A 25434-nucleotide genomic window follows, 5' to 3' on the forward strand; every position below is an offset into this window, starting at 1 on the left:
GATGGAGGGCATTATTTCCCTCAGGAGGTCGACAAGATGTCAGCACAAAATCCATCGAGCAACTCATTAAGCAATCCCTTACAAGCGCAACGACATAGCGACGGTGTTTATCATATTGGCTATTTTGTCGGCGGTTCTTGGCATCAGGCGCAGGATACTTTTGCGGTTCATAATCCTGCGACCGGCGAGCTGGTCGCAAAAGTCGCTAAATCCGGTAAACAGGAAACGGAAGCTGCCATTAAAGCCGCTAGCGAAGCTTTCCCTGCCTGGCGCAAAACTCCCGCAAAACAGCGCGCAGAAATTTTACAGCGTTGGTATCTTCTGATTATGGAACACCAGAAATCATTGGCTGAAATAATGGTTTCTGAGCAAGGTAAACCATTGAAAGAAGCACTGGGCGAGGTTGCTTATGCCGCCAGCTTTATTCAATGGTTTAGTGAGCAGGCTAAACGTGCCAATGGCGAAATCATCCCGCCCGCTAAAGAAGGTGCCCGCATACTGGCGACCCGCGAACCGGTCGGTGTGGTGGCGGCTATCACGCCGTGGAATTTCCCATTGGCGATGCTCACCCGCAAACTGGGGCCTGCACTGGCAACCGGTTGTACCGGGCTGATTAAACCGGCTAACAATACGCCGCTTTCCGCCTTTGCTTTGCTGGCATTGGCCGAGCAGGCGGGGGTGCCCGCCGGGGTGCTTAATGGTGTTGCCGGTGATACCCATGCTATCAGTGATGCCATCATGGCCAGCCCTGAAGTGCGCAAAATCTCCTTTACCGGCTCGACTGAAGTCGGCAAAACCTTGATGCGCAATGCCGCCGCCACCATGAAGAAAATCTCCATGGAACTGGGGGGGAATGCGCCGTATATCGTGTTTGATGATGCCGATTTGGATGCTGCCATCGCGGGCGCTATGGCCTGTAAATTCCGCAATGCCGGGCAAGTCTGTGTTTGTGTCAACCGCTTCTATATTCAGGATGGCGTCTATGACGAGTTTGTTAATCGGCTGGCCGCTGAAGTCAAGAAACTGAAAGTGGGCAACGGCATGGATAAAGACGTCAATATGGGGCCGCTGATTAACCTCGCAGGGTTGGAAAAAATGGAAGATCACGTCAAAGATGCGCTAGAGAAAGGCGGGCGATTATTGGCCGGTGGTAGCCGCCATAAACTGGGCGGTAATTTCTTCCAGCCGACGGTGATTGCAGATGCTACAGAGCAGATGAAAGTGGCCTCTGAAGAGACCTTTGGCCCACTGGCGGCGTGTTTCCGTTTTAAAACGGAAGAGGAAGTCATTCAGCGGGCGAATAACACGCCATTCGGGTTAGCGGCTTATTTTTATACTCAGAACTTACAGCGAGTATTCCGGGTTTCAGATGCGCTGGAAAGCGGTATGATTGGTGTGAACGAAAGCTCGGTTTCAACCGAGTTAGCGCCTTTCGGTGGCGTTAAAGAGTCTGGTCTGGGTCGTGAAGGTTCGGTGCTGGGGCTGGATGAGTTTATGGAAGTCAAAACCCTTCATCTGGGCAATCTATGATGCAGATTCATATCGTATTTTGATTAATAGAGTGGGGCATGGGCAATCACCATGAGCAGCACAATGAGAGGAACACAAAAGGTTAAGGAGAACCATGAATAAACGACTTATAGCTATTCTGGCGGCGTTATTGGTGTTGGCCGTGGCAGCATGGCAGAGTATCGACGGTGTCACTGTGCGCGCTATCGGCCAAGCGCCGGACTTAGAGCGGCCACAGTTATCGGCCCCAGCACCTATCGAGCAATTAACTCAGCACCAGCAGGTGGCCAAATACTTGCAAGCCCATCACCGCCTGCCGGATTTTTATATTACTAAGCAACAGGCGCGCGAAAAGGGCTGGAATCCAAAAGACGGCAATTTGTGTAAGGTATTGCCGGGTAAGGCCATTGGTGGCGATCGTTTTTCTAACCGTGAACGCCAACTGCCCGATGCCAAAGGCCGCAACTGGCGTGAGGCCGATGTGAATTATCGTTGCGGGCATCGTGGTACTGATCGGTTGCTTTACTCCAATGACGGCCTGATTTATCTGACTCAGGATCACTACAAGCATTTCATTCGGATGGAGTAAAAAGATGGTAAAAGTGGTATTCGATTTTGACCATATACCGGATCTTCCCGCTTTTTACGACGCATTCTCCCAAAAGTTTGCGCTGGGCGAAGGTTTTGGTGCCAATCTGGATGCGCTGTGGGATGTGGTAACGGGCGAGATAGCTTTACCGGTAGAGATTGAATTTATTCATTTCAATCACCGCCGGAAACGCCGTTTTGGGGCAATAGTTTTATTGTTCGAAGAGGCGGAAGAGGAGCTGGCCGGGAGCCTGCGTTTCAATATAACTTGAACTGGCCCCTTTGACCCGGCCCCGCCCGATGATTACTTTTTCTCAGCCAATTCACGCAGATACTGGAAAATCTGGCGGAATGATTTCGGCGGTTTATTGGCAGCTTTCTCTTTCTGGGCATTACGCACCAAGCTACGCAGCTGTTGGCGGTCAGCCTCTGGATACAATTCCAACACGGTCGGGATGGCATCATCGCCTTCTTCAACCAAACGGTCGCGCAGTAATTCCAGTTTGTGGAACAGCGAGACTTGCTGATTATGGCGGTTTTTCAGTTTATCCAATGCAGTTTGAATCGGCTCTACATCACGGGCGCGCAGCATTTTACCAATTAACTGGATCTGGCGGCGGCGGCCTTCTTTCTTGATTTTCTGTGCTAATTCAACGGCTGCCAGCAGATCTTCATCCAATGGGATCTTCTCTAGCGCATTTTTACCCAGCTCAACCAGTTCAGTACCGAGGTCTTTCAGCGCTTCAGCATCACGTTTAATTTCACTTTTACTGACCCAGATAATTTCTTCATCATCGTCATTTTTATCTTCTGGGACTTCATCTAGCCAGTCTTCGGGCTGCTTGTTCATGGTCAAATTCCTTAAAAAGAGGCTAATTGTAGCAGGCTGTTGGCTTTCTGCGAAATTGTACGAAGATCTCTGATAAACTCAGAATCAGGACATTCTCTATTTTATCCGTGTAAGTCGTCGTATTACGACACTTTCCTGAACGATTATCTCATTAATTATGGCAGACTGATGAAAGTAGTCACTCAAGTTGCAGAACAGCGTAAAACGCTGGAACAAGCAGTTGCACAGGCTTTAGAGTTAGCCCGTGCGGGTTCTGATGCGGCCGAAGTTGCCGTAAGCAAAACCACCGGAATCAGTGTCAGCACCCGCTTTGGTGAAGTGGAAAACGTGGAATTCAACAGCGATGGTGCGCTGGGAATCACTGTTTATCATCAACAGCGTAAGGGTAGCGCCTCCACCACTGACTTAAATCCGGATGCGGTCGCCCGTACGGTGCAGGCTGCACTGGATATCGCCCGCTATACCTCACCGGATCCTTATGCTGGCCCGGCGGAAAAATCGCTGCTGGCCTTTGAAGCGCCAGATCTGGATTTGTTCCATCCGAGCGATTTAGATGCTGAGCAAGGTATCTTGCTGGCCGCCCGCGCAGAACAAGCGGCATTGCAGGCTGACAAGCGGATTACCAATACCGAAGGTGGTAGTTTTAATAGCCATTATGGCATCAGGGTGTTCGGTAATAGCCACGGGATGTTGCAGAGTTACTGCTCAAGCCGCCATTCACTCTCCAGCAGTGTGATTGCAGAGCACAATGGTGATATGGAGCGGGATTACGCCTATACCATTGGCCGTCGAATGGAAGATTTAGCCAACCCGGAATGGGTCGGTGAAGAGTGCGCCCGCCGTACTTTATCCCGCTTATCACCCCGCAAACTGCCGACTATGCAGTCGCCGGTGTTGTTTGCCGCAGAAGTCGCTACCGGCCTGTTTGGTCACTTGGTTTCGGCTATTAGCGGCGGCAATATTTATCGTAAATCCACTTTCTTACTCGACCACCTTGGCAAGCAGATTTTGCCGGAGTGGCTAACTATTGAAGAACATCCACATTTACTGCGTGGCTTGGCTTCGACCCCCTTTGACAGTGAGGGCGTGCGCACGCTGCAACGCGAGATCGTCAAGGACGGGGTGCTGCAAACCTATCTGTTGACCAGCTATTCGGCCCGTAAGTTGGGGCTGCAAAGTACCGGCCATGCGGGTGGTATCCATAACTGGCGCATTGCCGGCCAGGGGCAGGACTTCGCCGGGATGCTCAAACAACTGGACAAAGGGTTGGTGGTGACTGAGTTAATGGGGCAGGGGGTTAGCACCGTGACCGGTGATTATTCCCGTGGCGCGGCCGGTTTTTGGGTTGAAAACGGTGAGATTCAGTATCCGGTCAGCGAGATAACCATCGCCGGTAATCTGAAAGATATGTTGCGTAATATCGTGAGTGTGGGCAGCGACATCGAAACCCGCAGTAACATTCAGTGCGGCTCTATTTTATTACCTGCGATGAAGATTGCGGGCGAATAATATATTGTTGCTGTGAATCTAAAGCTGGCATCTGTTGCCAGTTTTTTTTTGCTCTTTTTCGAGCTTTCCTTATTTGATTACAAAAAGTCATTGTCAGATTGTCCCTGCATTGCCTATGTTATGTATGAGCAATGTAATAATGATGTGTCGTGATTTAACAATAATTATAAGGAATGTGAGCATGAGCAAGAAAATAATGGCCTTGATGGCCGCGGCATTGCTGTGTGCCAGCAGCTTGGCGATGGCTGCCAGTGTGGCAGATAACATGGATACGATTGCCGAGAATTACGGCAAAGTGCTGAAAGCCGACTCTACCGATGCGATTAATCAAGGTTTACAGGCAATGCGGGTCGCAGCACTTGATGCACAGAAAGGGATTCCGACTAAGTTAAAAGACAAAGCTGAAGATAGTCCTGAAGTGAAAGATTTCCGCCACGGTTTAGACTTATTGATCGGGCAGATTGATGGCGCGCTGGCATTAGCTGGTCAAGGCAAGTTAGATGAAGCTAAAAAAGCGGCACAAGACTTTAAACCGACGCGCGATACTTACCACAAAAAGTATCGCTGATCAGGGAAAGAGGGTAATGGCCTTAGGTCGTTACCCCATTACATAAATTAGCGGTGATATTCACCGGCAGCTTCCGGCTGATAAAGTAATTCCAGCACGATAATGCGGGCTTCATCCCCACCCGGCAATTTCCAACTAATTTCGTCATTCACATGCAACCCCAGCAATGCCGCACCTAATGGTGCCATGACAGAGAGCTGCTCGTTGCTGTCTTTCAGCGACGCCGGATAAACCAATGTGCGGATATGTTCTTCCTGGCTGTTCAGATCGCGAAAACGCACGCGACTGTTCATGGTCACGACATCTGCCGGGATAGCATTCGGGGGCAGGATTTCTGCCCGATCCAGTTCTTCATTGAGCGCTGTTGCGACCACTGAACCGGCAAAGGCCGGTTGCGCCAGTAACGCATCCAAACGTTCAGCATCCAGCTCGTTAATCGTGATGGTTGGCTTGGTCATACCACTCTCCAATTCAATTTCAACAAAACATAAAAACAACACCCCCACGCCATAGGAGAGGGGGTGTTCGAAAATAGCTTAATATTACTCTGATATTAGGCGCTTCCGGCGAGAAAAGAAAGAGATCCGGATCACGAACTTTTTTCCAGTATCTGCTTCCACCCTCTATTTATATAGCAAGTTATTTTGTTGTTAATGATTAAGTTAGGGATGTGACGGCGTATTTTGCGAAAGTGATCCCTTCAGTCCATTACATTTCCACTTTGAACTGGAAAAAATGCCGCTACACACCCATTCCGCTTGCAGGTAGGGTGATGTTATAGCGCAGAGGCAAGGGATGACGAATAAATAACTGAACTTATCTTTGCAGTCAGAAAGTTGTAGCCGTAAGGAATAGAGGATTGCCAGCGTGAATGATGTAGCCGCATTGAATGCAGCCGAAGACCCTGGAATGAAAGAGGCCATTACCATCACTGAGCGGGTATTAGGTGAAATTACCGCGATGTTAAATGCCGAAAATATTTTTACCAATGCTGTTCAGCAGCAAATGTTGACATCACATATTCGGGCTATGGTCTTGCGCTCAATAACGGGCGAGCCACTACCTGAAGTAGATAAATCATTATTTGATGAGATTTCAGCACATTCGATGCAAATGGCTCAGCAGGTGGTCGATAAATTTCCTAATTTACCCATTGAAGAAGCTTATTTGTTGTCGGTGCATTTTGAAGTAGCGAAAGATAATAACCCATAAAAACCTGTTCTGGAGAAAATACTATGAGTCAAATTACTGTTGTGATTGGCGACCGTTTAGGAAAAGGCCAGAAAGTTGGGCAAGGTGTTGAGTTAGCCGGTGGCCGCGTGGTGGTTATTCCCGGAGTGGCCGCAGATATGAAATTGGGCGATGTGATGAATAGCGAACAAGCAGATTTCGGTATTTCATTCTGTGGTAGTGGCGGTGCAGGCGCTATTACTGCACAAAATAAATATGGCTACAAAGCTAAATACGGCATGCGTTCAGTGGAAGAAGGCGTGACGGCAATAAACGAAGGCTGCAAGGTTTTAGGCTTCGGATTTATGGATAAAGAAGAATTAGGGCAAAAGCTGGTGGAAGCCTATATCAAGAAATATGGTCAGCCGTAATGAAAGAGCAATATACCACTCAGGTGCAAGTCAAAGGTAAAGGCGATACTAAAGGTAAAGCTTTCGCTAATGCACTCGGTAATGTCCAGAATACGGTATTGAAGTCGACACAAAATATTTTGCTGCGAATTGAGCCACAAGACGTAAAAGTATTAAAAGCAGAATTATCAGTAAAAAATGAAAAGTTTTTATTCTTTTTCCTGTCGCGGGAAAGAAAAACCTACAGTGTCGAATTAGATATTACCGTGAGTGTGACAATCATTAATACAGATAAGGTTATCTTCGTTTCTAAATAAGATGAAAAGGATAAACTGATGTTTCTAATCATTCTTTTTAAGTCGATTATTATCGGCGGATTGGTCGGTGTGGGGGTTGGTGTGGGGGCCGCCCGCATGTTCCATGCACCGACCATACAGGGAATGGGGGCGTTTCGTACCTTGGGCGAGTTGAACTCGTGTGAGGGTGATCCGGCTTCGCATTTCTCCTTTGGGTTAGGGTTCTTCTTCAACGCCTGGGCTTCTTCAGTGGCAGCAGGGGCTTTTACTCAAGACGTCGACCACCGCATTATTCCTAACTGGGGTGCCGCAGCATTGATGATTAAAAATCGCAATGTGGCGGAAACCATGCATAACCCGAAAAAAATGGCGATTGCCTGCGGGATTATCGGGGTTATTGTGGTCAGCTTTTTAAATACCACGGCATCGGCAGTTCCTGCGGCATTACAGGTCACGGCAATTAAAGTGCTGGTACCTGCGGCAAATATTCTGGTTAACACCGTGATGCCAGTTATTTTCTGGTTAGCGGCAATTGATGCTGGGCGTCGCTCTGGTTTCTGGGCCACTATTTTCGGCGGTTTGGCGCAGTTAATTATGGGCAACGCAGTACCGGGCCTGGTTCTGGGTATTTTAATTGGTAAAGGTGTTGAGGAAAGCGGCTGGAATAAAGTTACCAAAATCATGATGACAGTTATTGTGCTGTTATTCGTGCTCAGTGGTTTCTTCCGCGGATTCGATCTGAAATTCCTGGAATCATTCAGTCTGAGTGCTCCAGTATGGCTCGACACTATTCATAACGCATTAAGCGGAAAATAACACAGCGAGAGGAGCTTGATGATGGATGAACAAACCAAGAATAATTTCTGGTATGCCGACTGGTCATTTCCGATCTTTGTAGGATTATTATCCTCCGGTGTATTCGCGGGTACCCATATGTATTATTTATATGGGATCGGCGCATTTAACGAAGTGGCCTTTGTTTCAATGCTACGTGCGGGCATGGACACTGGTGTTTATGGTGCGGTTGCTGCATTTGGTGCCAGCTTCTTATTCGCCCGAATTATTGAAGGTTCGCTGGTCGGTATTTTGGATATCGGTGGAGCCATTCAAACGGGCGTTGGTCTGGGCGTGCCAGCATTATTACTGGGCGCTGGATTTGTCTTCCCAGTCGCTAATTTCGCTGCTTCTTTAGTGACGGGTTTGGTTATTGGTTTAGCTATCGGCTATCTGATTATTTTGGCACGTAAATTTACCATTAACCAAAGTAATTCGACTTACGGTGCTGATGTCATGATGGGCGCAGGTAATTCATCTGGCCGTTTCTTAGGGCCATTGATTATTTTATCCGCCATTACCGCCTCAATTCCAATTGGTATCGGTTCTTTAGGCGGCGCATTACTATTTTATCTGTGGAACAAACCTATTACCGGTGGCGCAATTTTGGGTGCCATGATTTTAGGGTCTATTTTCCCAGTCGCAATCTCTTAATCCACAGGGTAAATATTCCAATAACGGGATATTTACCCCGCCGCGACATCAAGTTAAGAAGGCTATAATGGAGAATAAAGATAATGTATGACTTTATTATCACTGGAGCAGTATTAGTTGATGGCCGTCAGGTTGATATCGCGATTAATAACGGCAAAATAATGGCCGTGGATACGGCTATTTCTGCAGTGCCAAATAATCAAACGGGGCTTTTAGCTAAACCGGCTAAAAAAGTATTGGATTTGGCCGGGAAATATTACCTCAGTGCTGGCTGGATTGATTCCCATGTCCACTGTTACCCCGCGTCACCTATTTATCATGATGAAGCCGATTTAGTCGGCGTTGCCAGTGGCGTCACCACGGTGGTGGATGCAGGCAGCACCGGCGCCAATAATGTAGATGATTTTTACCGCTTAACCCGCGCGGCCAAAACCCATGTTTATGCTTTTCTGAATATTGCGAAAACCGGCATTGTCACGCAAAACGAATTAGCCGATATGGCGCAGATTGATAAGCAAAGTGTCAGCCAGGCAATTGCCCGCAATCCCGGCTTTATTATTGGCATCAAAGCGCGCATGAGTAGCAGCGTAGTCGGTAAAAATGGCATCGCACCCTTGGTGCGCGCTAAAGAAATTCAGCAAGAAAACAACCAGTTGCCGCTGATGGTGCATATTGGCAATAACCCGCCGGATCTGGATGAAATTGCCGATTTACTGACTCAGGGCGACATTATTACCCATTGCTACAATGGCAAACCGAACCGAATTTTGACCCCTGCCGGTGCCTTACGTGAATCCATCCAGCGGGCGCTGAAGCGCGGCGTATTATTAGATGTGGGCCACGGTAGCGCCAGTTTCAGTTTTGATGTGGCCGAGCTTGCCATCAAGCAAGGAATTTACCCGCACACCATCAGTTCCGACATTTATTGCCGCAACCGCCTGAGCGGGCCAGTCCATAGTCTGGCGACCGTGATGTCCAAATTTTTCACTATCGGCTTGAGCCTTGAGCAAGTGATTCGCTGTGTGACAGAAAATGCCGCACAGGCCCTGCGCCTAACCCATAAAGGGGTGCTGGATACTGGCTATGACGCTGATTTCACTATTTTTGAGCTGAAACAACAGCCTCAGGTGTTCAGTGATTCAGAGGGTAAATTGGTAACCGGTGAGAAGTATCTGGTGCCACTGGCTGCGGTCGTCGCCGGTGACTTAGTATTAACTGATGAAGGGAAGTTAAAAGATGTCTTCAGTCTATGAAAAATACCAGTTAAAGCATGTGATTAATGCTTCTGGCCGCATGACGATGCTGGGTGTCTCAACGCCACGGCAGGATGTGGTTGAGGCCGTGGAGCTGGGTCTGAATCATTACTTTGTCATGAAAGATTTGGTGAATCAGACGGGCGCTTATATTGCGAGCTTACTGAATGTAGAAAGTGCGGTGGTGGTGTCTTGCGCTTCTGCCGGGATAGCCCAGTCGGTCGCCGCCGTGATTGTCAAAGACAATGCCAATTTACTGGTTAACTTACACGCCGCACCGCGCACTGTGCCCCATGAGATTGTTTTGCCCAAGGGCCACAATGTTAATTTTGGCGCGCCGGTTGATACCATGGTGACATTGGGCGGCGGCAAAGTGGTGGAAGCGGGTTATGCCAATGAGTGCTTGCCAGAACAACTGGAAGCGGCGATCACGCTGAATACGGCGGCGATCTTGTATATAAAATCCCATCATTGTGTGCAAAAAAGCATTTTGTCAGTTAAGCAGGCGGTGGTGATCGCGCGCAAGCATCAATTGCCATTAATTGTTGATGCCGCCGCAGAAGAAGATTTGCAGTGTTACTACCAAATGGGCGCTGATTTGGTGATTTATAGCGGTGCTAAAGCCATTGAAGGGCCGACCAGCGGCTTAGTGTTGGGCAAAAAAACCTATGTAGATTGGGTGAAATTGCAATCAAACGGCATTGGCCGGGCGATGAAAGTGGGTAAAGAGGGCATCCTTGGCTTGACCCGCGCGATTGAAAGCTACATGACGCTGGAGAAAGAAACTGGCCAGCAGATGATTGACAAAATGACGCCATTTATCAGCCAGTTAAATACTATTGATGGTGTCTCAGCCAAAGTGGTTTGGGATGCCGCGGGGCGTGATATTGCCCGCACTGAAATTAGCTTTGATGAAGCCAAAATTGGCCGTTCAACACCAGATTTGGTCGAGGCACTCAAAAATGGCGATATTGCCATTTACTTCCGCGCTTACAAAGCCAACGAAGGCAAGATTGAGGTGGATGTGCGCAGTGTGACGCCATCGCAGCTCGAGACGATTTACACCTGCATTAACCGCTTGGTTAAGGGAGCCTAACTGATGAAACTGACCCCAAACTATTACCGTGACCGCGTGTGTTTGAATGTGCTGGCCGGTTCTAAAGACAATGCGCGCGATATTTATCAGGCCGCTGAAGGCCATGTGCTGGTGGGCGTGTTATCGAAGAATTATCCGGATGTCGACAGCGCCGTCAAAGATATGCGCGAGTACGCGGCACTTATCGACAATGCGTTGTCGGTTGGGTTGGGTGCGGGTGACCCCAAACAGTCGGCGATGGTCAGCCAGATTTCACACCAAGTGCAGCCGCAGCATGTGAATCAAGTCTTTACCGGTGTCGGCCCAAGCCGCGCTTTACTGGGCCAGCAGGATACTGTAGTTAACGGCCTGATTTCCCCGACCGGCAAAGTAGGCTATGTGAAGATTTCCACCGGCCCGCTGAGTTCTCAGCAAAAGGACGCGATTGTTCCGGTCACCACCGCTATTGCCATGCTGAAAGATATGGGCGGTAGTTCGGTAAAATTCTTCCCAATGAATGGGCTGGATTCCATCGAAGAATACCGTTTTGTTGCCGAGGCTTGTGCAGCAACTGGGTTCTGGCTGGAGCCAACCGGTGGCATTGACCTGGAGAATTTCGAACAAATTCTGCAAATCGCACTGGATGCTGGCGTAACAAAAGTCATTCCGCATATCTATAGCTCGATTATCGACAGCAAAACCGGCAATACCCGCCCGGAAGATGTGAAAACCTTATTAGATATCGTCAAAAAAATCGTGCAGTAACCTTCTGATTTATTGGCATCAAGTTTGATAGAACATCAGTATCTACGGGGTAGCCAGCCGGGTGCCCTGACTGTGAAGTTGAATAGCTCCATACCATTCGATAGCCATTCCCTATGAGTAAGGACCCATATGCATAACAGCTCAACAGATTCTGGTTTAACTGGCCTGACGGGGTTAAAAAGCCTGTCGGCGGGCATTGCTTTGGCGACGGTCGCGCTGTTTAATCCTCTGGCCAACGCCGAACAAAGTTCCAATAAATCATTCGCTTACGTCGGAACCTATAACCCGAATGGGGAAGGGGTTTACCGGCTACAAGTTAATCCTAAAACCGGTGAATTGACGGAGAAAACGCTGGTCAGTTCACTGGCTAATCCGGCACAACTGGTGGTGGATGCACAGGGAAAAACCTTATATGTCGCCAGTGAAGTGGCGGATTTCAATGGGGGTAAGCACGGCGCGATTGCGGCATACAGTATCAACCCGGTTGATGGCAGTTTGACATTGATTAATCAGGTTGATTCCCGGGGCGCGGGGCCGGTGTATCTCTCATTAACCCCATCGGGCAGCCATTTATTGGTTGCCAACTATATCAGCGGCTCGGTGGCGGTTTTCCCGGTGCAAAGTGGCGGTAAACTCGCGGAGGCCAGCTCAGTAGAGCAAGATGAAGGCCCGGCGGGCGCGGCGAAACCGGCGGCGGCGGTAGAAGGCAGCTTCGCCATCAGTGACCACAATGGCCCACATGCGCACATGATTGCCAGCTCGCCGAGTGGCAAATTTGTATTCTCGACTGATCTGGGGCTGGACAGGATTTATCAATACCAATTTGATGCGGATAATGGCAAGTTGATACCGAACTCTCCGCCGTTTATCAGCGCTTCATCCGCCGGTGCCGGCCCACGTCATTTTGTGTTCCATCCTAACGGGACGACGCTATTCTTAATTAATGAAGAAGCTTCGACCCTGACCAGCTATCAGTTGGATGCAAAAAAAGGTACTTTAAAACAATTATATACGCATTCATCGTTACCAGCAGATTACCGTGGCACCAGTTTTGCGGCCGGTCTGACACTCTCGAAAGACGGTAAATTCCTGTATGTCGCCAACCGGCTGCATAACAGTATCGGCCAGTTTGCTGTGACGGCGGACGGTGAATTTAAGCCCGTGGAAGAGGTTTGGACGCGAGGTGATTATCCGCGCACGCTGGTGCTCGACTCCACCGGCCACTACCTGTACGCCATGAATCAACGCAGCGATAACATAACCCGCTTTAAAGTTGACCCACAAAGTGGCAAATTGACCTTTGTACCTGGCTATACCGCCGTCGGCAGCCCATCGCAAATGGTGTTTGTGCCGGCCGCACAGAAAAAATGATATGAGGTATGCGCCCCCTGCGGCCATGCTGTCAGGGGGACAGCTAATATTCTGAATAACGGAGTGGAGCAGTGAGATTTCCCTATCAACGTCTGGCCTATATGTTCGATGCATTGCAATCGGAAACGCTGCCTCAAGAGGAGTTGGCGAAACGCTTTGCGGTCTCGACACGCACTGTGCGGGCGGATATTACGGCGTTGAATGAGGTTCTTGAGCATTATGGTGCGCACTTTATTCATAACCGTGGCTTTGGTTATCGGCTGATGATTGATGATGCTGAGCGCTTCCGTGCTTTACAGCAGCAAAATCGTAAGATGCATTTGACGCCGCGCACTGCCAGTGAGCGAGTGCATTATCTGTTAATCCGTTTTTTGACCTCTGCTTTTTCATTGAAGCTAGAGGATTTAGCCGATGAATGGTTTGTCAGCCGTGGCACCTTGCAAAATGATATGGCTGAGGTGAGAGAAAGGCTAAACCGCTACCACCTGACGATTGAAACTAAACCTCGCTATGGCATGAAACTGTTCGGAACGGAGCTGGCTATTCGCACCTGTTTGACAGATTTATTGTTTCAGTTACAACTGCAAGATGCTGATAACCCATTATTAAATACTGATTATCTCAGTATCCAAACGCTGCCTGAGCTGACGGGGTTGCTGCATGAGTTACTGGCACAATACGCGGTGCGGTTAACGGATGAGGGCGAGCAATACCTGATTTTCTACTGTGCGGTGGCGATAAAACGCATCACCGACGGCTACCCATTATCTGATTTTGATGCTGAAGATGTTGATGAGGCGGTCAAATTGGCTTCTGGCCGTTTGGCAAATCAGCTCAAGCTCTTATCCGGTAAAGATATTTCAGCGGCGGAAGAAGCTTATTTGCGGGTGAACATTGCCGCCCGCCGGGTACAGACCAGCCAGCCCAGCACTAGCCGCCCCAGTGAAATCAATGCCGATGACGAAGAAACGCTGGTGGATTATATCCTCTCGTATATCAATGCTCACTATAACTACAATTTGCAGGGCGATAAGCAGCTGCGCAGTGACCTGCTTACCCATATCAAAACTATGATTACGCGGGTGAAATATCAGATTACTATTCCTAACCCACTGTTATCCAATATTAAACAGCATTATCCCATGGCCTATGATGTCACTCTGGCGGCAGTTTCCAGTTGGGGGAAATATACGCCTTACAGCTTAAGTGAGAATGAAATCGGCTATTTGGTCTTGCACATCGGGGTGGGGCTGGAGCGCCATTACAACATTGGTTATCAGCGCCATCCGCAGGTCATGTTGGTGTGTGACACTGGGAATTCCACCACTCGGATGATTCAGGCGCAAATTTCCCGTAAGTACCCGCAGATTGTGATGACTCAGACTATTTCCCTGCGTGATTACGACAATCTCGACCATATCGACGAAGATTTTATTATTTCCAATTCGCGATTAGCAGAGAAAAACAAGCCGGTGGTGGTGATGTCGCCGTTCCCAACAGAATATCAATTAGAGCAACTCGGTAAACTGGTCTTAGTCGACCGCACCCGACCTTATATGCTGGAAAAATTCTTTGATAACAATCACTTTATGATTATTGACCAACCGATGACCCAGGAGCAGTTGTTCAAAAAAGTCTGTGGTCAGTTGGAAGAAGAAGGATTTGTTGATGCGGATTTTTACCCCTCAGTAGTCGAGCGGGAGGCGATAGTCTCCACTATGCTGGGTGAGGGGATTGCACTGCCACATTCACTGGGCTTATTAGCCAAGAAAACCGTGGTGGTCACTTTGTTGGCTCCTGAGGGGATTTCTTGGGGGGATGGCGAAGTTGCTCATGTGATTTTCTTGCTGGCTATCAGTAAAACTGATTATGAAGAAGCGATGGCCATTTATGACCTGTTTGTCACTTTTGTGCGCGAGCGCTCCATGAGCCGTTTATTGAGTAGCCAGCATTTTGATAGTTTTAAGGCCATCGCGATTGATTGTTTGAGTCGAATTTAGGTTGATAATTGTTCAGTGATCTGATTCGGTTGACATAAGATTGGCGGCGGCTTCACCTCAGCTACCTCAACCGCCAAAGGGGTCACAAGCGCGTGACCCCTTATGGAATCCCCGCGCTTGCGCACGTATCGCTAGCCCACTTTGTGGGTGGCCCTCGACTCATCGTTTCGCTGACGGACCGGGCCGATTCACTCCTGTTCAAGCGGCCCTCGCTCGGCGTCCATGCCTCGCGTCCTACCTCCACTTTTCACTCGGCTGCTCAAATGTGCTTTTAACATCAAAACCTAAAAACAGGGTTTTGAATTGGTTTTTGACGTTAAGCGCAATCAGAGATATTGCCGACAAGGATGGAGGGTAGAGTGAGCGGGCATGGATGCCCGCGAAAAGCGCGCTTGAGCATGGATGCGAATCGCGCTGGCTCGTTAGCCCGGAAGACGCTGGAGGTTTACCCGCAGGGCAATATTTCGCGCAAGCCGCAGGTGAAGGAGGGGCGGCCTGCCCTCCTTCTCGGTTGAGGCGGCGAAGATAAGTAGATCACTAAACCATTATCAACCGAAACAATGCTCCGATACCTAACAGCCGAATCGGATCTTCCTCCAAATTTGAAATAAAAATCAAATCACTGCCAGCCATATCTCCTCACAAACCAGCCTTTCACGAGTTGTGTCGTCACCATATAACCGGTCAAAATCAAAATCAGCCATGGGAAGTAAGACAGTGGCAGCGCCTGTAATTGCAGGAATCCAGCCAGTGGTGAGAAGGTCAGCCCGATACCGACCACCACCACGGCCAATGTCATCAGACACAGTGGCCATGAGGCGCGGCTCTGAATAAACGGAATTTTGCGAGTACGAATCATATGCACAATTAAGGTCTGGGACAGCAACCCCTCGACGAACCAGCCGGACTGGAACAAGGTCTGCATTTCGGGTGTATTGGCTTTAAATACCCACCACATCAGGCTGAAGGTCAAAACGTCAAAGATTGAACTTATCGGCCCAAAGAACACCATAAATCGCCCTAAATCACCGGCGTTCCAGCGCTGTGGTTTGGCCAGTTGCTCTTCGTCGACATTATCGAATGGAATGGCTATCTGGGAAATATCATACATCAGGTTTTGGATCAGCAAATGTAGCGGCAGCATCGGTAAGAAAGGCAAAAATGCACTGGCAATCAGCACACTAAAAACGTTACCGAAGTTGGAGCTGGCCGTCATTTTGATGTATTTCAACATGTTGGCGAAAGTGCGGCGGCCCTCTATCACCCCCTGTTCCAGCACCATCAAGCTTTTTTCCAGCAAAATAATATCGGCCGCTTCTTTGGCAATATCTACCGCCGAATCCACGGAGATCCCGATATCAGCCGCCCGCAGTGCCGGGGCATCATTGATACCATCCCCCATAAATCCCACCACATGGCCCGCATTTCGTAGGTTTTGCACGATGCGCTCTTTATGCATTGGTGTCAGTTTGGCGAACAGGGTGGTGGTGCGGGTCGCTTCGGCCAGCTCTGCTTCGCTCATCTGCTCGATATCACTGCCGCGCAAGACTTGATCGACAGACAGCCCGACGTCTTTACACACTTTACGCGCCACTAACTCGTTGTCGCCAGTCAGAATTTTGACGTTGACGCCGCTGTTTTTCAACGCCAGTAAAGCGGGCGCAGTGCTTTCTTTTGGCGGATCGAGGAAGGCGATATATCCTTCAAGAATCAGGTCATACTCGTCGATAACTGCATAATCTCGTTGATATGCTGGCAAAATCCGTGTCGCGACGGCCACCACTCGCAGCCCTTGCTGGTTCTGTTCATCAGTGATGCGGCGAATGCGCGCCAGCAGTGCGTCAGTCAATGGGATAACGTCATCCCCTTGGCGGACATGGCGGCAAATAGACAGCATTTCTTCCAATGCGCCTTTGCAGATTAGCTCGTGATAATCCGATTTGTCCTTGACCACCACGGACATGCGGCGGCGCTCAAAATCAAATGGAATTTCATCGATTTTGCGGTAACCCGCCAGTGTGTCGGCAGATTGAGATTCTGCGGTGGCGGAATCCCTCATGGATGAAAGTACCGCTACATCCAGTAGGTTTTTTAGCCCGGTTTGATAGTAACTATTGAGCCAGACATAGCGCAGTACCCGCTCACAATTGGCGCCAAACACGTCGGTGTGGCTCTCCAGCACAATCTTATCTTGGGTCAAAGTACCGGTCTTATCAGTGCACAAAACATCCATTGCACCAAAGTTTTGGATAGCATCCAGCCGTTTGACGATAACTTTCTGTTTTGACAGCTTCACCGCCCCTTTTGCCAATGTCGATGTGACGATCATTGGCAGCATTTCTGGGGTCAAACCCACGGCGACCGAGAGGGCAAACAGCGCGGCCTCCCACCAGTCACCTTTAGTAAACCCATTGATCAGCAACACAATTGGCGTCATAACCAACATAAAGCGGATCAACAACCAACTGACTTTACTGATGCCGCTTTGGAAAGCATTGGGTTGCTCATCCTGATGAGTTACGCGCTCAGCCAGTAAGCCAAAATAAGTTTGGTTACCGGTGCCGATGACGATGGCGAGCGCAGAGCCACTCACCACATTGGTGCCCATAAAGCACAGGGTATCCCGCTCCAATGGGTTCTGCTCATCACATTCACGGCATTGCGCGACTTTCTCAACCGGCAGGGATTCTCCCGTCAGGGCGGCCTGGCTGATAAACAGGTCTTTTGCCACCAGAATACGGAGATCCGCCGGGATCATGTCGCCGGCAGACAGTTTGATAATATCGCCCGGCACTAACTGGGAAATAGGTAGCTCGCGATGTTCACTTTTTCCAGTATGAGCATCACTGCGCAGCACCGTGGCGGTATTACTGACCATGGCTTTCAGGGTATCTGCTGCGCGGTTAGAGCGGGCTTCCTGAATAAAATGCATCAGGGTAGAAATCAATACCATGGCACCAATCACCAGTGCGGCGGTAAGATCTTCCGTGGCGTAAGAAATCAGAGCCAGAATGGTCAATAGTAAGTTAAAAGGATTGCGATAACAGTGCCATAGATGAACCCACCAAGGGGTAGCTTGCTGATTTTCAATCAGATTACTGCCACTGTTTAGGCGAATGGCCTCGGCTTCCTGCTCAGTCAACCCCTCGGGGTGACTCTGAAAACGTTGATAAAGTTGCTGGGGCGTTTCATTGGCACACTGCAAACGCTGTAGAGTCAGGTCTGCCGGAATATGGGCCGCACTTCCCGCAGAAAGCCCGTCTAGCATGGTTTCCCGGCGGATCAGGCGGCGGGGCAGGTTACGGCTCAATATATTGAGCAATTGCCGAGTGAAATTTTTAACTTGCATGGTTCAAACCTTACTGTCACGCCCTGAAGTTTTTATTGAATGAACTTCAGGCTGTACCCACGGCAAATCTGCCGTAGAAAGGGCAAAATATCATCAGCAGAAACCAACGCAGGGGGGAGATGCGCAGTGACTGCCTATCGGATTGTTATTATCCAATAAGGCAACCACGTCAGACGGAGGATGACCTTATCGGTACACCCAAAGGGTGCAGATCGAGGGAGCAGGGTCCACTGGGTAATTAACCTCCGGTGAGTGAAGAATCGTTTTGCTTAAGTTTTAGCACTCAAGCAGCTATACAAGCAGTAAACAGAATGACTCTTGTTGGTATGGAAAAATGTTGGTATGGCAAAATGTTGCCACGACAAAAATTACCCTGACGGAAATTTCATCCGTTAAGGTAATAATATGTTGCCAGTCATGGAGATATCATGCGCTGAGTCTGATTCTGTGCATGGTATGCTTCCCACTGTTCTGCTAAATATAAATAATACGGCAGCTATCAGTAATAAGTTTATTATATGTATTCAAACCTAAACATTAGGTAAACCATGCAAAACCGTTTGACCATTAAGGACATTGCCCGCATGAGTGGAGTTGGAAAATCCACGGTTTCGCGGGTCTTGAATAATGAAAGCAGTGTCAGCCCACAGACTCGCGAGCGGGTCGAGGCGGTTATTCGTCAGCAGGGATTTACCCCATCGAAATCGGCCCGCGCGATGCGGGGTCAGAGTGATAAAGTGGTGGGGATTATTGTCTCGCGTCTGGATTCCCCGTCTGAGAATCAGGCGGTGCGCACCATGCTGCCGCTGTTCTACCAGCAAGGTTACGACCCTATCTTGATGGAAAGCCAGTTTGACCCCAATTTGGTCAGCGAGCATTTGCATGTTTTACAACAGCGCTATGTCGATGGTGTCATTCTTTTTGGTTTCACCGGCTTAACCGCAGAAATGCTCGCGCCATGGCAGGAAAAAATGGTGGTATTGGCGCGAGAATATGCCGGTTTTTCTTCGGTTTGTTATGACGACGAAGGTGCGGTGCGTCTCTTGATGGATAAACTACGTCAGGCCGGACATCGCCATATCAGTTATATCGGGGTGCAGCCCTCGGATGCCACTACCGGTATGCGCCGTCACCAATCCTATCTCGATTACTGCCAGCAATATGGCCTGACCCCGATTGTCGCGTTGGGTGAATTGAGCTATCAGAGTGGCTTTCTGCTCGCGCCTCAAGTCATAAAACCGGATACCTCCGCGCTAGTTTGTGCCTCTGATACCATAGCCATGGGGGTTAGTAAGTATTTGCAGCAGCAAGGGCAGCAAAATATCCAGGTTTGTGGCATCGGGAATACCCCGCTGTTGAGCTTTTTGTTTCCTAATAGCCTGTCAGTTGAGCTGGGTTACGGTAGCGCCGGTGTGAAAGCGGCATCGCAACTGCTTGATCAACTTAATAATAATCAACCCATTCAACAAATTATCATTCCCGGTCAATTAGCTTGATACTTCTTTTCCCATCGTGATGCTCTCTGCCATTTAATCTTGAGGGGCATTTCTGGCGCGGGTAGATTCTTGACGAAAAATCACACAAAAAATTATCAAATTGTGATCTTGAACCCAAGTTGGGAACGTTCCCATTTCATAAAAATAAATACCTAGCTAATCTTTAATTAGCTGAATATATAATCAGCCTATTATTTTTGTGACCGACGTTTATTTTTAATTTGTTTTTTTGTTCAAGACAGAATGGACAGATTTTTTTAAAAAAAACTTACAATTCAATACGCTATCTCACCTTTACGAAAGGTATGTTGAAATGAGCAAAGTAAAACAACAAGACATCGATCAATTGATCGTACTGGTGGGAGGCAGAGAAAATATTGCCACCGTCAGCCATTGCATTACCCGGTTACGTTTTGTGCTAAATGATCCTGCGAAAGCCTTTCCGAAAGAAATAGAAAAACTGTCTATGGTCAAAGGCTGCTTTACCAATGCCGGGCAATTTCAAGTGGTTATCGGGCCGGAAGTCGATGATTACTACCAAGCGCTGATTGCTAAAATTGGCCAGAATGAAGTAGATAAAGAACAAACCAAGCTGGCTGCGCGGCAGAATATGACCTGGTTTGAGCGCGGTATTTCTCACTTTGCCGAGATTTTCTTCCCCCTGTTACCTGCATTGATCAGCGGCGGCTTGATCCTCGGTTTCCGTAATGTGATCGGCGACATCCCGATGTCCGAGGGCAAAACGCTGGCGCAGATGTACCCAGCGTGGCAAACCATTTACGACTTCCTTTGGTTGCTGGGCGAAGCCATCTTCTTCTACCTGCCAGTGGCTATCTGTTGGTCAACGGTGAAGAAAATGGGCGGTACACCAGTCTTGGGGATTGTACTGGGGATTACGTTGGTTTCTCCGCAGTTAATGAATTCCTATCAACTAGGGCAACAAATTCCTGAAGTTTGGGACTTCGGCTGGTTCACCATCCAAAAAGTGGGCTATCAAGCGCAGGTTATCCCCTCTATTCTGGCTGGTTTAGCTCTGGGCTGGATTGAAACCAATCTGAAAAAAATTATTCCCGCTTATCTCTACTTAGTTATCGTGCCGGTAGTGTCCTTGTTGCTGGCCGTGTTCCTTGCTCATACTTTGATTGGGCCATTTGGCCGCATGATTGGTGATGGTGTGGCATGGATTGTGAAAATGGTGATGACCGGCAGTTTTGCTCCTATTGGTGCCGCACTGTTTGGTTTCCTGTATGCGCCACTGGTGATTACCGGTATACATCAGACCACGTTAGCCATTGATATGCAGATGATTCAGAGTATGGGTGGCACACCCGTTTGGCCATTGATTGCCTTGTCTAATATTGCGCAGGCTTCTGCGGTATTGGGCATTATCATCATCAGCCGTAAGATCAATGAGCGCGAAATTTCTGTCCCAGCGGCGATTTCCGCCTATCTCGGTGTGACTGAACCCGCCATGTACGGTATTAATTTGAAATACCGTTTCCCGATGCTGTGCGCCATGATTGGTTCTGGACTGGCGGGCCTGATTTGTGGGCTAACCGGGGTGACGGCCAATGGTATTGGCGTCGGTGGGTTGCCGGGTATTTTGTCCATCAAACCACAGTTCTGGGCGATTTATAGTTTGGCAATGTTAGTGGCGGTTGTGGTGCCGTTGATTCTGACCATTTTGGTTTATAAACGCAAAGACAGTCGCGGCGAATTGCCGGTCTGAATCCTGAACCTCCGCCAGGGATTATTCTCTGGCGGAATTATATTCAGGTGAAGCTATTTCCTAGTGAACTTAATTTCTCAATTTTTTCGGTTTTTTCTACAAATAAGAGTCTGTTATGAATAATCCCATCCCTTGGTGGCAAAACGGCGTCATTTATCAGATTTACCCGAAGAGTTTTCAGGACAGTACCGGTAATGGCTACGGCGATTTGGCAGGGGTGACGCAACGGCTGGATTATCTGCAAAAGCTGGGGATTGATGCCATCTGGCTGACGCCAGTTTATGTCTCGCCACAAGTGGATAATGGCTATGACGTTGCGGATTATTGCGCCATTGATCCGGCTTACGGCACCTTGGATGACTTCAAAACGCTGGTGGAACAAGCCCATCAACGGGGCATTCGTATCGTGATGGACATGGTATTCAACCATACGTCCACTGAACATGCTTGGTTTAAAGCATCGCAAGACCGCAACAGCCCTTACCGCCAGTTTTATATTTGGCGCGATGGAGAGGGCGACAATTTGCCCAATAACTGGCGCTCTAAATTTGGCGGTAATGCCTGGCAATGGCACGCGGCCAGTGGTCAGTATTATCTGCATTTATTTGCCACCGAACAGGCTGATCTCAACTGGGAACACCAACCAGTCCGCGACGAACTGAAAAAAGTGTGTGAGTTTTGGGCTGATATTGGCGTAGATGGTTTGCGTCTGGATGTGATTAATTTGGTATCCAAACAGCAAGACTTCCCGAATGATTTCGATGGAGATGGCCGCCGTTTCTATACTGATGGCCCGCGTATCCACGAATTTTTACAAGAAATGAGCCGCGATGTGTTTCAGCCACGTGGCCTGATGACAGTAGGGGAGATGTCTTCCACCCGCCTTGAGCATTGCCAGCGCTATGCCGCATTGGGCGGTGACGAATTGTCGATGACCTTTAATTTCCATCATTTGAAAGTGGATTATCTCAAGGGTGAGAAATGGTCGCTGATGTCGCCGGATCGTGTCGAACTTAAACAGATTTTTAACCAGTGGCAGCAAGGGATGCATAACCGCGCGTGGAATGCGCTGTTCTGGTGTAATCACGACCAACCGCGCATTGTGTCGCGTTTTGGTGATGAGGGTGCGCTGCGTTTGCCTGCCGCCAAGATGCTGGCGATGGTGCTGCACGGTATGCAGGGCACGCCCTATATTTATCAAGGCGAAGAGATTGGGATGACCAATCCAAACTTCAGCTCGATTGATCAATATCGTGATGTTGAAAGCCTGAATATGTTTGCTGAATTAAGTGCCAAAGGCCGTGAGCCTGACGAATTATTGGCAATCTTGGCGACCAAATCCCGCGATAATGGCCGCACTCCCATGCAATGGGATAGTCGCCCTAATGCCGGATTCAGCCAAGGGACGCCGTGGATCGAGCCTTGCAGTAATTACACCAATATTAACGTCGAAACTGCGTTGGCAGATGCCGATTCGGTATTTTATGCCTATCAATATCTAATAGCTCTGCGCAAGCAGCACGATGTGTTAACTTTTGGTGATTATCAGGATCTTTCCCCACAACACCCTGATTTATGGTGTTATTTACGGAATTGGCGAGGTAAGAAATTGCTGGTGGTCGCGAATCTGAGTAGTGAATCACGGCAATGGCAGCCGGAGGGCATCGAGCTGGATGGTAACTGGCAATTGTTGATGAGCAGCTATGGCGAAAGCGCTTTTCAGCCGCAGGAGATGGAATTGCGGGCCTATGAAGGGATTTATTGGGTTAGAGAAGATTGATACCCGTCATACTTCAAGCTGCATATGTGTTGGCTGCCTTCGCTCCCCCGGGTCATTGATTGGCGGAAACTCAAATTATTTAGGGTATATACCCATGTAAATGGTAGGTATATACCCATGCAAACGGCGGGTATTCACCCGCTGTGACGCAATGACATCAGAATTAACGACGTACCGCGATAGCTTCGATTTCGATTTTCACATCTTTCGGCAGACGGGCCACTTCGACACATGAGCGCGCAGGGAATGGCGCATTGTGTTCTGCGAAGAAAGCTTCGTAAGTGGCGTTAACGGTACTGAAATCATTCAGATCTTTAACGAATACTGTGGTTTTCACGATATCGGCTACTTTTAGGCCAGCAGCTTCGACAATAGCTTTCACATTTTCCAGTGATTGACGTGCCTGAGCTGAAACGTCATCGGCTACCAGACCGGTTTTCGGATCAACTGGGATCTGGCCGGAAGTGATGATCATGCTGCCCAGATCGACACCTTGAACATAAGGGCCAATGGCGGCAGGGGCGAGTTCAGTGCTGATAATGCGTGACATGGTGACTCCTGGTTATCAAATATCATAATTAATTATCCCCATCATTATAAAGATGGGGCGAATTACAGCAACCCGCGCGCGTCAACTTTGCGGCTAATCTGCTTGTCACTAATCTGCTTGTAACACCACCTGGTGATCAAACTCTTTCTCGCAATATTTGCATTTAAGGTGAATTTCACCCTGCTTGGCTTTCACTTTAAAGCTGGAGTCGACTGGCTCATTGTGGCTGATACAGTTGCTATTAGGGCAGGTGAGTACGCCGTCGATATGCTCCGGTAGACTAAGCGTCAGCTTTTTGACCACTTCATAATTATCAATGCGGTTGACGGTAGCATCCGGCGCATACATCGCTAATTGGTTGGCTTGTTGCTCTGTCAGGAAGGTATTTTCTATTTTAATCAAATCCTTACGACCTGAACGCTTAGAAGGTAAGTTCAACCCGATGGTAATGCGCTGGTCAGTCGCAGTCAGTTTGAACAGCGACAGCAATTTAAACCCGATTTGCGCCGGAATATGGTCAATCACGGTGCCGCATTTAATTGCCTCAACCTGTAGTTTGTAATCCTGAGTCATGTTCAATCCCCCTTAAAGAGCCAAATCTGCGTTGAGTACCAGCGCCAACAGCGCCTGACGTGCAAAAATCCCGTTACCTGCTTGTTGGAAATAGTAGGCGTAAGGGGTTTTATCAACATCGGTGGTAATTTCATCAATACGTGGCAGCGGGTGTAGCACTTTGAGATTATCTCGCGCACCATTCAAATCAGCCGCACGTAGGACAAACTGTGCTTTGACGTTGGCGTATTCTGACGGGTCAAGGCGCTCTTTTTGTACGCGGGTCATATAGAGAATATCCAGCTCTGGCACCACTTCTTCAATGCTTTCGTGCAAGCTATATTCAATACCTTTTTCTTCCAACATTTCAAGAAGATAAGCTGGCATTGCCAGTGCATCCGGGGCGATAAAGAAGAAGCGATTGCCATCGAATTTAGCCAGCGCTTGCGTCAGCGAGTGCACGGTACGGCCATATTTTAGGTCGCCGACCATGGCAATATTGATGTTATCCAGCCGACCTTGGGTTTCCTGAATTGTGAATAAATCGAGCAGTGTTTGGGTTGGGTGCTGGTTGGCTCCGTCACCGGCATTGACCACCGGCACATGGCCAGAGAATTGGGCGGCAAGGCGCGCAGCCCCTTCTTGCGGATGGCGCATGACAATGGCATCGACATAGGTGCTGATGACTGACATGGTGTCAGCCAGCGTCTCGCCTTTCTTACCCAGCGAAGTGTTGCTGCTATCCGAAAAACCGACAACGGATGCGCCAAGGCGGTGAATAGAGGTTTCAAATGACAAACGGGTGCGGGTTGAGGCTTCGAAAAAGCAACTGGCGATCACTTTGTGTTTTAACAACTCAGGTTGCGGATGGCTTTTTAGACTGGCGGCAGTGCGTAATACCAGTTCCAGCTCCTCGCGACATAAGTCGTTAATTGAGATTATATGCTTGTGATACAATGGGTTGACCATTTCGCTCTCCTCTGTGACCCGTCATGCTTCAAGCTGCATGTGCGTTGGCTGCTTTCGCTCATCCCAGTTACTTACTGGTCGTTGACCTTAAAATCAGTAGACTCTTGGGGATTTGCTCAGTTGCCGCCTTCCTGCAACTCGAATTATTTAGGGTATA

General features: G+C 48.8%; 24 protein-coding genes. 18 read left to right on the top strand and 6 right to left on the bottom strand.

The window, feature by feature from the left end; genetic code table 11:
* The first annotated feature begins 36 nt into the window (after positions 1-36).
* The 3 genes from OVO64_RS15665 to OVO64_RS15675 all read left to right on the top strand — a co-directional run bounded on the left by OVO64_RS15665 (position 37) and on the right by OVO64_RS15675 (position 2369).
* Positions 37-1530: an NAD-dependent succinate-semialdehyde dehydrogenase gene (locus OVO64_RS15665; protein WP_267248886.1), complete on the top strand. Its 1494-nt coding sequence runs from the start codon at positions 37-39 to the stop codon at positions 1528-1530.
* Between the two features lie 94 nt (positions 1531-1624).
* On the top strand, positions 1625-2098 hold the full coding sequence (locus tag OVO64_RS15670; RefSeq protein ID WP_038638666.1) for a ribonuclease: 474 nt from the start codon (positions 1625-1627) through the stop codon (positions 2096-2098).
* A gap of 4 nt (positions 2099-2102) precedes the next feature.
* A complete protein-coding gene (locus OVO64_RS15675) occupies positions 2103-2369 on the top strand; it encodes a barstar family protein (protein WP_038638670.1) in 267 nt (88 codons plus the stop codon).
* A gap of 32 nt (positions 2370-2401) precedes the next feature.
* On the opposite strand, the gene yjgA is transcribed toward OVO64_RS15675, so the two are convergent.
* Positions 2402-2947, bottom strand: a complete 546-nt coding sequence (gene yjgA / locus OVO64_RS15680; protein ID WP_050292186.1) for a ribosome biogenesis factor YjgA — start codon at positions 2945-2947, stop codon at positions 2402-2404.
* A 168-nt stretch (positions 2948-3115) separates the two neighbouring features.
* On the opposite strand from yjgA, the gene pmbA reads away from it, so the two are divergent.
* A complete protein-coding gene (pmbA, locus tag OVO64_RS15685) occupies positions 3116-4456 on the top strand; it encodes a metalloprotease PmbA (protein WP_038638676.1) in 1341 nt (446 codons plus the stop codon).
* Between the two features lie 181 nt (positions 4457-4637).
* Positions 4638-5024, top strand: coding sequence for a cytochrome b562 (cybC, locus tag OVO64_RS15690; protein WP_038638679.1), 387 nt, complete (start codon positions 4638-4640; stop codon positions 5022-5024).
* A 47-nt stretch (positions 5025-5071) separates the two neighbouring features.
* Here cybC and rnk read toward each other — a convergent pair whose 3' ends face one another.
* Positions 5072-5482: a nucleoside diphosphate kinase regulator gene (gene rnk / locus OVO64_RS15695; protein WP_005162545.1), complete on the bottom strand. Its 411-nt coding sequence runs from the start codon at positions 5480-5482 to the stop codon at positions 5072-5074.
* A gap of 409 nt (positions 5483-5891) precedes the next feature.
* Here rnk and OVO64_RS15700 point away from each other — a divergent pair, with 409 nt between their 5' ends.
* The 10 genes from OVO64_RS15700 (at position 5892) to OVO64_RS15745 (ending at position 14852) form a co-directional block, all read left to right on the top strand.
* Complete coding sequence (locus OVO64_RS15700; protein ID WP_038638682.1) at positions 5892-6236, top strand: glycine dehydrogenase; 345 nt, start codon at positions 5892-5894, stop codon at positions 6234-6236.
* Positions 6237-6259: 23 nt separating this feature from the next.
* Positions 6260-6625 (top strand): glycine-rich SFCGS family protein, encoded by a 366-nt coding sequence (locus OVO64_RS15705; RefSeq protein ID WP_005271418.1) that lies wholly within the window; start codon positions 6260-6262, stop codon positions 6623-6625.
* Positions 6625-6921 (top strand): DUF4312 family protein, encoded by a 297-nt coding sequence (locus OVO64_RS15710; RefSeq protein WP_038638687.1) that lies wholly within the window; start codon positions 6625-6627, stop codon positions 6919-6921. The genes OVO64_RS15705 and OVO64_RS15710 overlap by 1 nt, the downstream gene beginning before the upstream one ends.
* A gap of 18 nt (positions 6922-6939) precedes the next feature.
* Positions 6940-7716: a DUF4311 domain-containing protein gene (locus OVO64_RS15715; protein ID WP_004392358.1), complete on the top strand. Its 777-nt coding sequence runs from the start codon at positions 6940-6942 to the stop codon at positions 7714-7716.
* 21 nt (positions 7717-7737) lie between these two features.
* The gene (locus OVO64_RS15720) at positions 7738-8388 is read left to right on the top strand and encodes a DUF4310 family protein (RefSeq protein WP_032815601.1); all 651 of its coding nucleotides are present in this window, start codon (positions 7738-7740) and stop codon (positions 8386-8388) included.
* 83 nt (positions 8389-8471) lie between these two features.
* Positions 8472-9641, top strand: a complete 1170-nt coding sequence (locus tag OVO64_RS15725) for an amidohydrolase/deacetylase family metallohydrolase (protein WP_267248887.1) — start codon at positions 8472-8474, stop codon at positions 9639-9641.
* The gene (locus tag OVO64_RS15730; RefSeq protein ID WP_050292181.1) at positions 9625-10737 is read left to right on the top strand and encodes a DgaE family pyridoxal phosphate-dependent ammonia lyase; all 1113 of its coding nucleotides are present in this window, start codon (positions 9625-9627) and stop codon (positions 10735-10737) included. The genes OVO64_RS15725 and OVO64_RS15730 overlap by 17 nt, the downstream gene beginning before the upstream one ends.
* Positions 10738-10740: 3 nt before the next feature.
* The gene (gene dagF, locus OVO64_RS15735; protein ID WP_038638699.1) at positions 10741-11481 is read left to right on the top strand and encodes a 2-dehydro-3-deoxy-phosphogluconate aldolase; all 741 of its coding nucleotides are present in this window, start codon (positions 10741-10743) and stop codon (positions 11479-11481) included.
* A 129-nt stretch (positions 11482-11610) separates the two neighbouring features.
* Positions 11611-12852, top strand: a complete 1242-nt coding sequence (locus OVO64_RS15740; protein ID WP_145509831.1) for a lactonase family protein — start codon at positions 11611-11613, stop codon at positions 12850-12852.
* Between the two features lie 71 nt (positions 12853-12923).
* Positions 12924-14852, top strand: a complete 1929-nt coding sequence (locus OVO64_RS15745) for a BglG family transcription antiterminator (RefSeq protein ID WP_120011518.1) — start codon at positions 12924-12926, stop codon at positions 14850-14852.
* Between the two features lie 619 nt (positions 14853-15471).
* Here OVO64_RS15745 and mgtA read toward each other — a convergent pair.
* Entirely contained in the window at positions 15472-18201 is a 2730-nt protein-coding gene (gene mgtA, locus OVO64_RS15750) for a magnesium-translocating P-type ATPase (RefSeq protein ID WP_267248888.1), read from the bottom strand.
* 548 nt (positions 18202-18749) lie between these two features.
* On the opposite strand from mgtA, the gene treR reads away from it, so the two are divergent.
* The 3 genes from treR to treC all read left to right on the top strand — a co-directional run bounded on the left by treR (position 18750) and on the right by treC (position 23206).
* Positions 18750-19697, top strand: coding sequence for a trehalose operon repressor TreR (gene treR / locus OVO64_RS15755; RefSeq protein ID WP_038638708.1), 948 nt, complete (start codon positions 18750-18752; stop codon positions 19695-19697).
* Positions 19698-20010: 313 nt separating this feature from the next.
* Positions 20011-21426, top strand: coding sequence for a PTS trehalose transporter subunit IIBC (gene treB, locus OVO64_RS15760; RefSeq protein ID WP_038638711.1), 1416 nt, complete (start codon positions 20011-20013; stop codon positions 21424-21426).
* 115 nt (positions 21427-21541) lie between these two features.
* Complete coding sequence (treC, locus tag OVO64_RS15765) at positions 21542-23206, top strand: alpha,alpha-phosphotrehalase (protein WP_145509834.1); 1665 nt, start codon at positions 21542-21544, stop codon at positions 23204-23206.
* A 163-nt stretch (positions 23207-23369) separates the two neighbouring features.
* Here treC and ridA read toward each other — a convergent pair whose 3' ends face one another.
* The 3 genes from ridA to pyrB form a co-directional block, all read right to left on the bottom strand.
* The gene (gene ridA, locus OVO64_RS15770) at positions 23370-23756 is read right to left on the bottom strand and encodes a 2-iminobutanoate/2-iminopropanoate deaminase (RefSeq protein ID WP_004392344.1); all 387 of its coding nucleotides are present in this window, start codon (positions 23754-23756) and stop codon (positions 23370-23372) included.
* A gap of 108 nt (positions 23757-23864) precedes the next feature.
* Entirely contained in the window at positions 23865-24329 is a 465-nt protein-coding gene (pyrI, locus tag OVO64_RS15775; protein WP_004392342.1) for an aspartate carbamoyltransferase regulatory subunit, read from the bottom strand.
* A gap of 12 nt (positions 24330-24341) precedes the next feature.
* Complete coding sequence (pyrB, locus tag OVO64_RS15780) at positions 24342-25277, bottom strand: aspartate carbamoyltransferase (protein WP_032820756.1); 936 nt, start codon at positions 25275-25277, stop codon at positions 24342-24344.
* Between the last annotated feature and the right edge of the window lie 157 nt (positions 25278-25434).

The sequence above is a fragment of the Yersinia sp. Marseille-Q5920 genome, assembly GCF_946902935.1.
GTDB classification, from domain to species: Bacteria; Pseudomonadota; Gammaproteobacteria; order Enterobacterales; family Enterobacteriaceae; genus Yersinia; species Yersinia rochesterensis.

Bases quoted from the DNA above. Each gene is read 5' to 3' on its own strand.
- OVO64_RS15665 (WP_267248886.1), top strand. From the start codon at position 37: ATGTCAGCACAAAATCCATCGAGCAACTCATTAAGCAATCCCTTACAA.
- OVO64_RS15670 (WP_038638666.1), top strand. From the start codon at position 1,625: ATGAATAAACGACTTATAGCTATTCTGGCGGCGTTATTGGTGTTGGCC.
- OVO64_RS15675 (WP_038638670.1), top strand. From the start codon at position 2,103: ATGGTAAAAGTGGTATTCGATTTTGACCATATACCGGATCTTCCCGCT.
- yjgA (WP_050292186.1), bottom strand. From the start codon at position 2,947: ATGAACAAGCAGCCCGAAGACTGGCTAGATGAAGTCCCAGAAGATAAA.
- pmbA (WP_038638676.1), top strand. From the start codon at position 3,116: ATGAAAGTAGTCACTCAAGTTGCAGAACAGCGTAAAACGCTGGAACAA.
- cybC (WP_038638679.1), top strand. From the start codon at position 4,638: ATGAGCAAGAAAATAATGGCCTTGATGGCCGCGGCATTGCTGTGTGCC.
- rnk (WP_005162545.1), bottom strand. From the start codon at position 5,482: ATGACCAAGCCAACCATCACGATTAACGAGCTGGATGCTGAACGTTTG.
- OVO64_RS15705 (WP_005271418.1), top strand. From the start codon at position 6,260: ATGAGTCAAATTACTGTTGTGATTGGCGACCGTTTAGGAAAAGGCCAG.
- OVO64_RS15710 (WP_038638687.1), top strand. From the start codon at position 6,625: ATGAAAGAGCAATATACCACTCAGGTGCAAGTCAAAGGTAAAGGCGAT.
- OVO64_RS15715 (WP_004392358.1), top strand. From the start codon at position 6,940: ATGTTTCTAATCATTCTTTTTAAGTCGATTATTATCGGCGGATTGGTC.
- OVO64_RS15720 (WP_032815601.1), top strand. From the start codon at position 7,738: ATGGATGAACAAACCAAGAATAATTTCTGGTATGCCGACTGGTCATTT.
- OVO64_RS15725 (WP_267248887.1), top strand. From the start codon at position 8,472: ATGTATGACTTTATTATCACTGGAGCAGTATTAGTTGATGGCCGTCAG.
- OVO64_RS15730 (WP_050292181.1), top strand. From the start codon at position 9,625: ATGTCTTCAGTCTATGAAAAATACCAGTTAAAGCATGTGATTAATGCT.
- dagF (WP_038638699.1), top strand. From the start codon at position 10,741: ATGAAACTGACCCCAAACTATTACCGTGACCGCGTGTGTTTGAATGTG.
- OVO64_RS15740 (WP_145509831.1), top strand. From the start codon at position 11,611: ATGCATAACAGCTCAACAGATTCTGGTTTAACTGGCCTGACGGGGTTA.
- mgtA (WP_267248888.1), bottom strand. From the start codon at position 18,201: ATGCAAGTTAAAAATTTCACTCGGCAATTGCTCAATATATTGAGCCGT.
- treR (WP_038638708.1), top strand. From the start codon at position 18,750: ATGCAAAACCGTTTGACCATTAAGGACATTGCCCGCATGAGTGGAGTT.
- treB (WP_038638711.1), top strand. From the start codon at position 20,011: ATGAGCAAAGTAAAACAACAAGACATCGATCAATTGATCGTACTGGTG.
- treC (WP_145509834.1), top strand. From the start codon at position 21,542: ATGAATAATCCCATCCCTTGGTGGCAAAACGGCGTCATTTATCAGATT.
- ridA (WP_004392344.1), bottom strand. From the start codon at position 23,756: ATGTCACGCATTATCAGCACTGAACTCGCCCCTGCCGCCATTGGCCCT.
- pyrI (WP_004392342.1), bottom strand. From the start codon at position 24,329: ATGACTCAGGATTACAAACTACAGGTTGAGGCAATTAAATGCGGCACC.
- pyrB (WP_032820756.1), bottom strand. From the start codon at position 25,277: ATGGTCAACCCATTGTATCACAAGCATATAATCTCAATTAACGACTTA.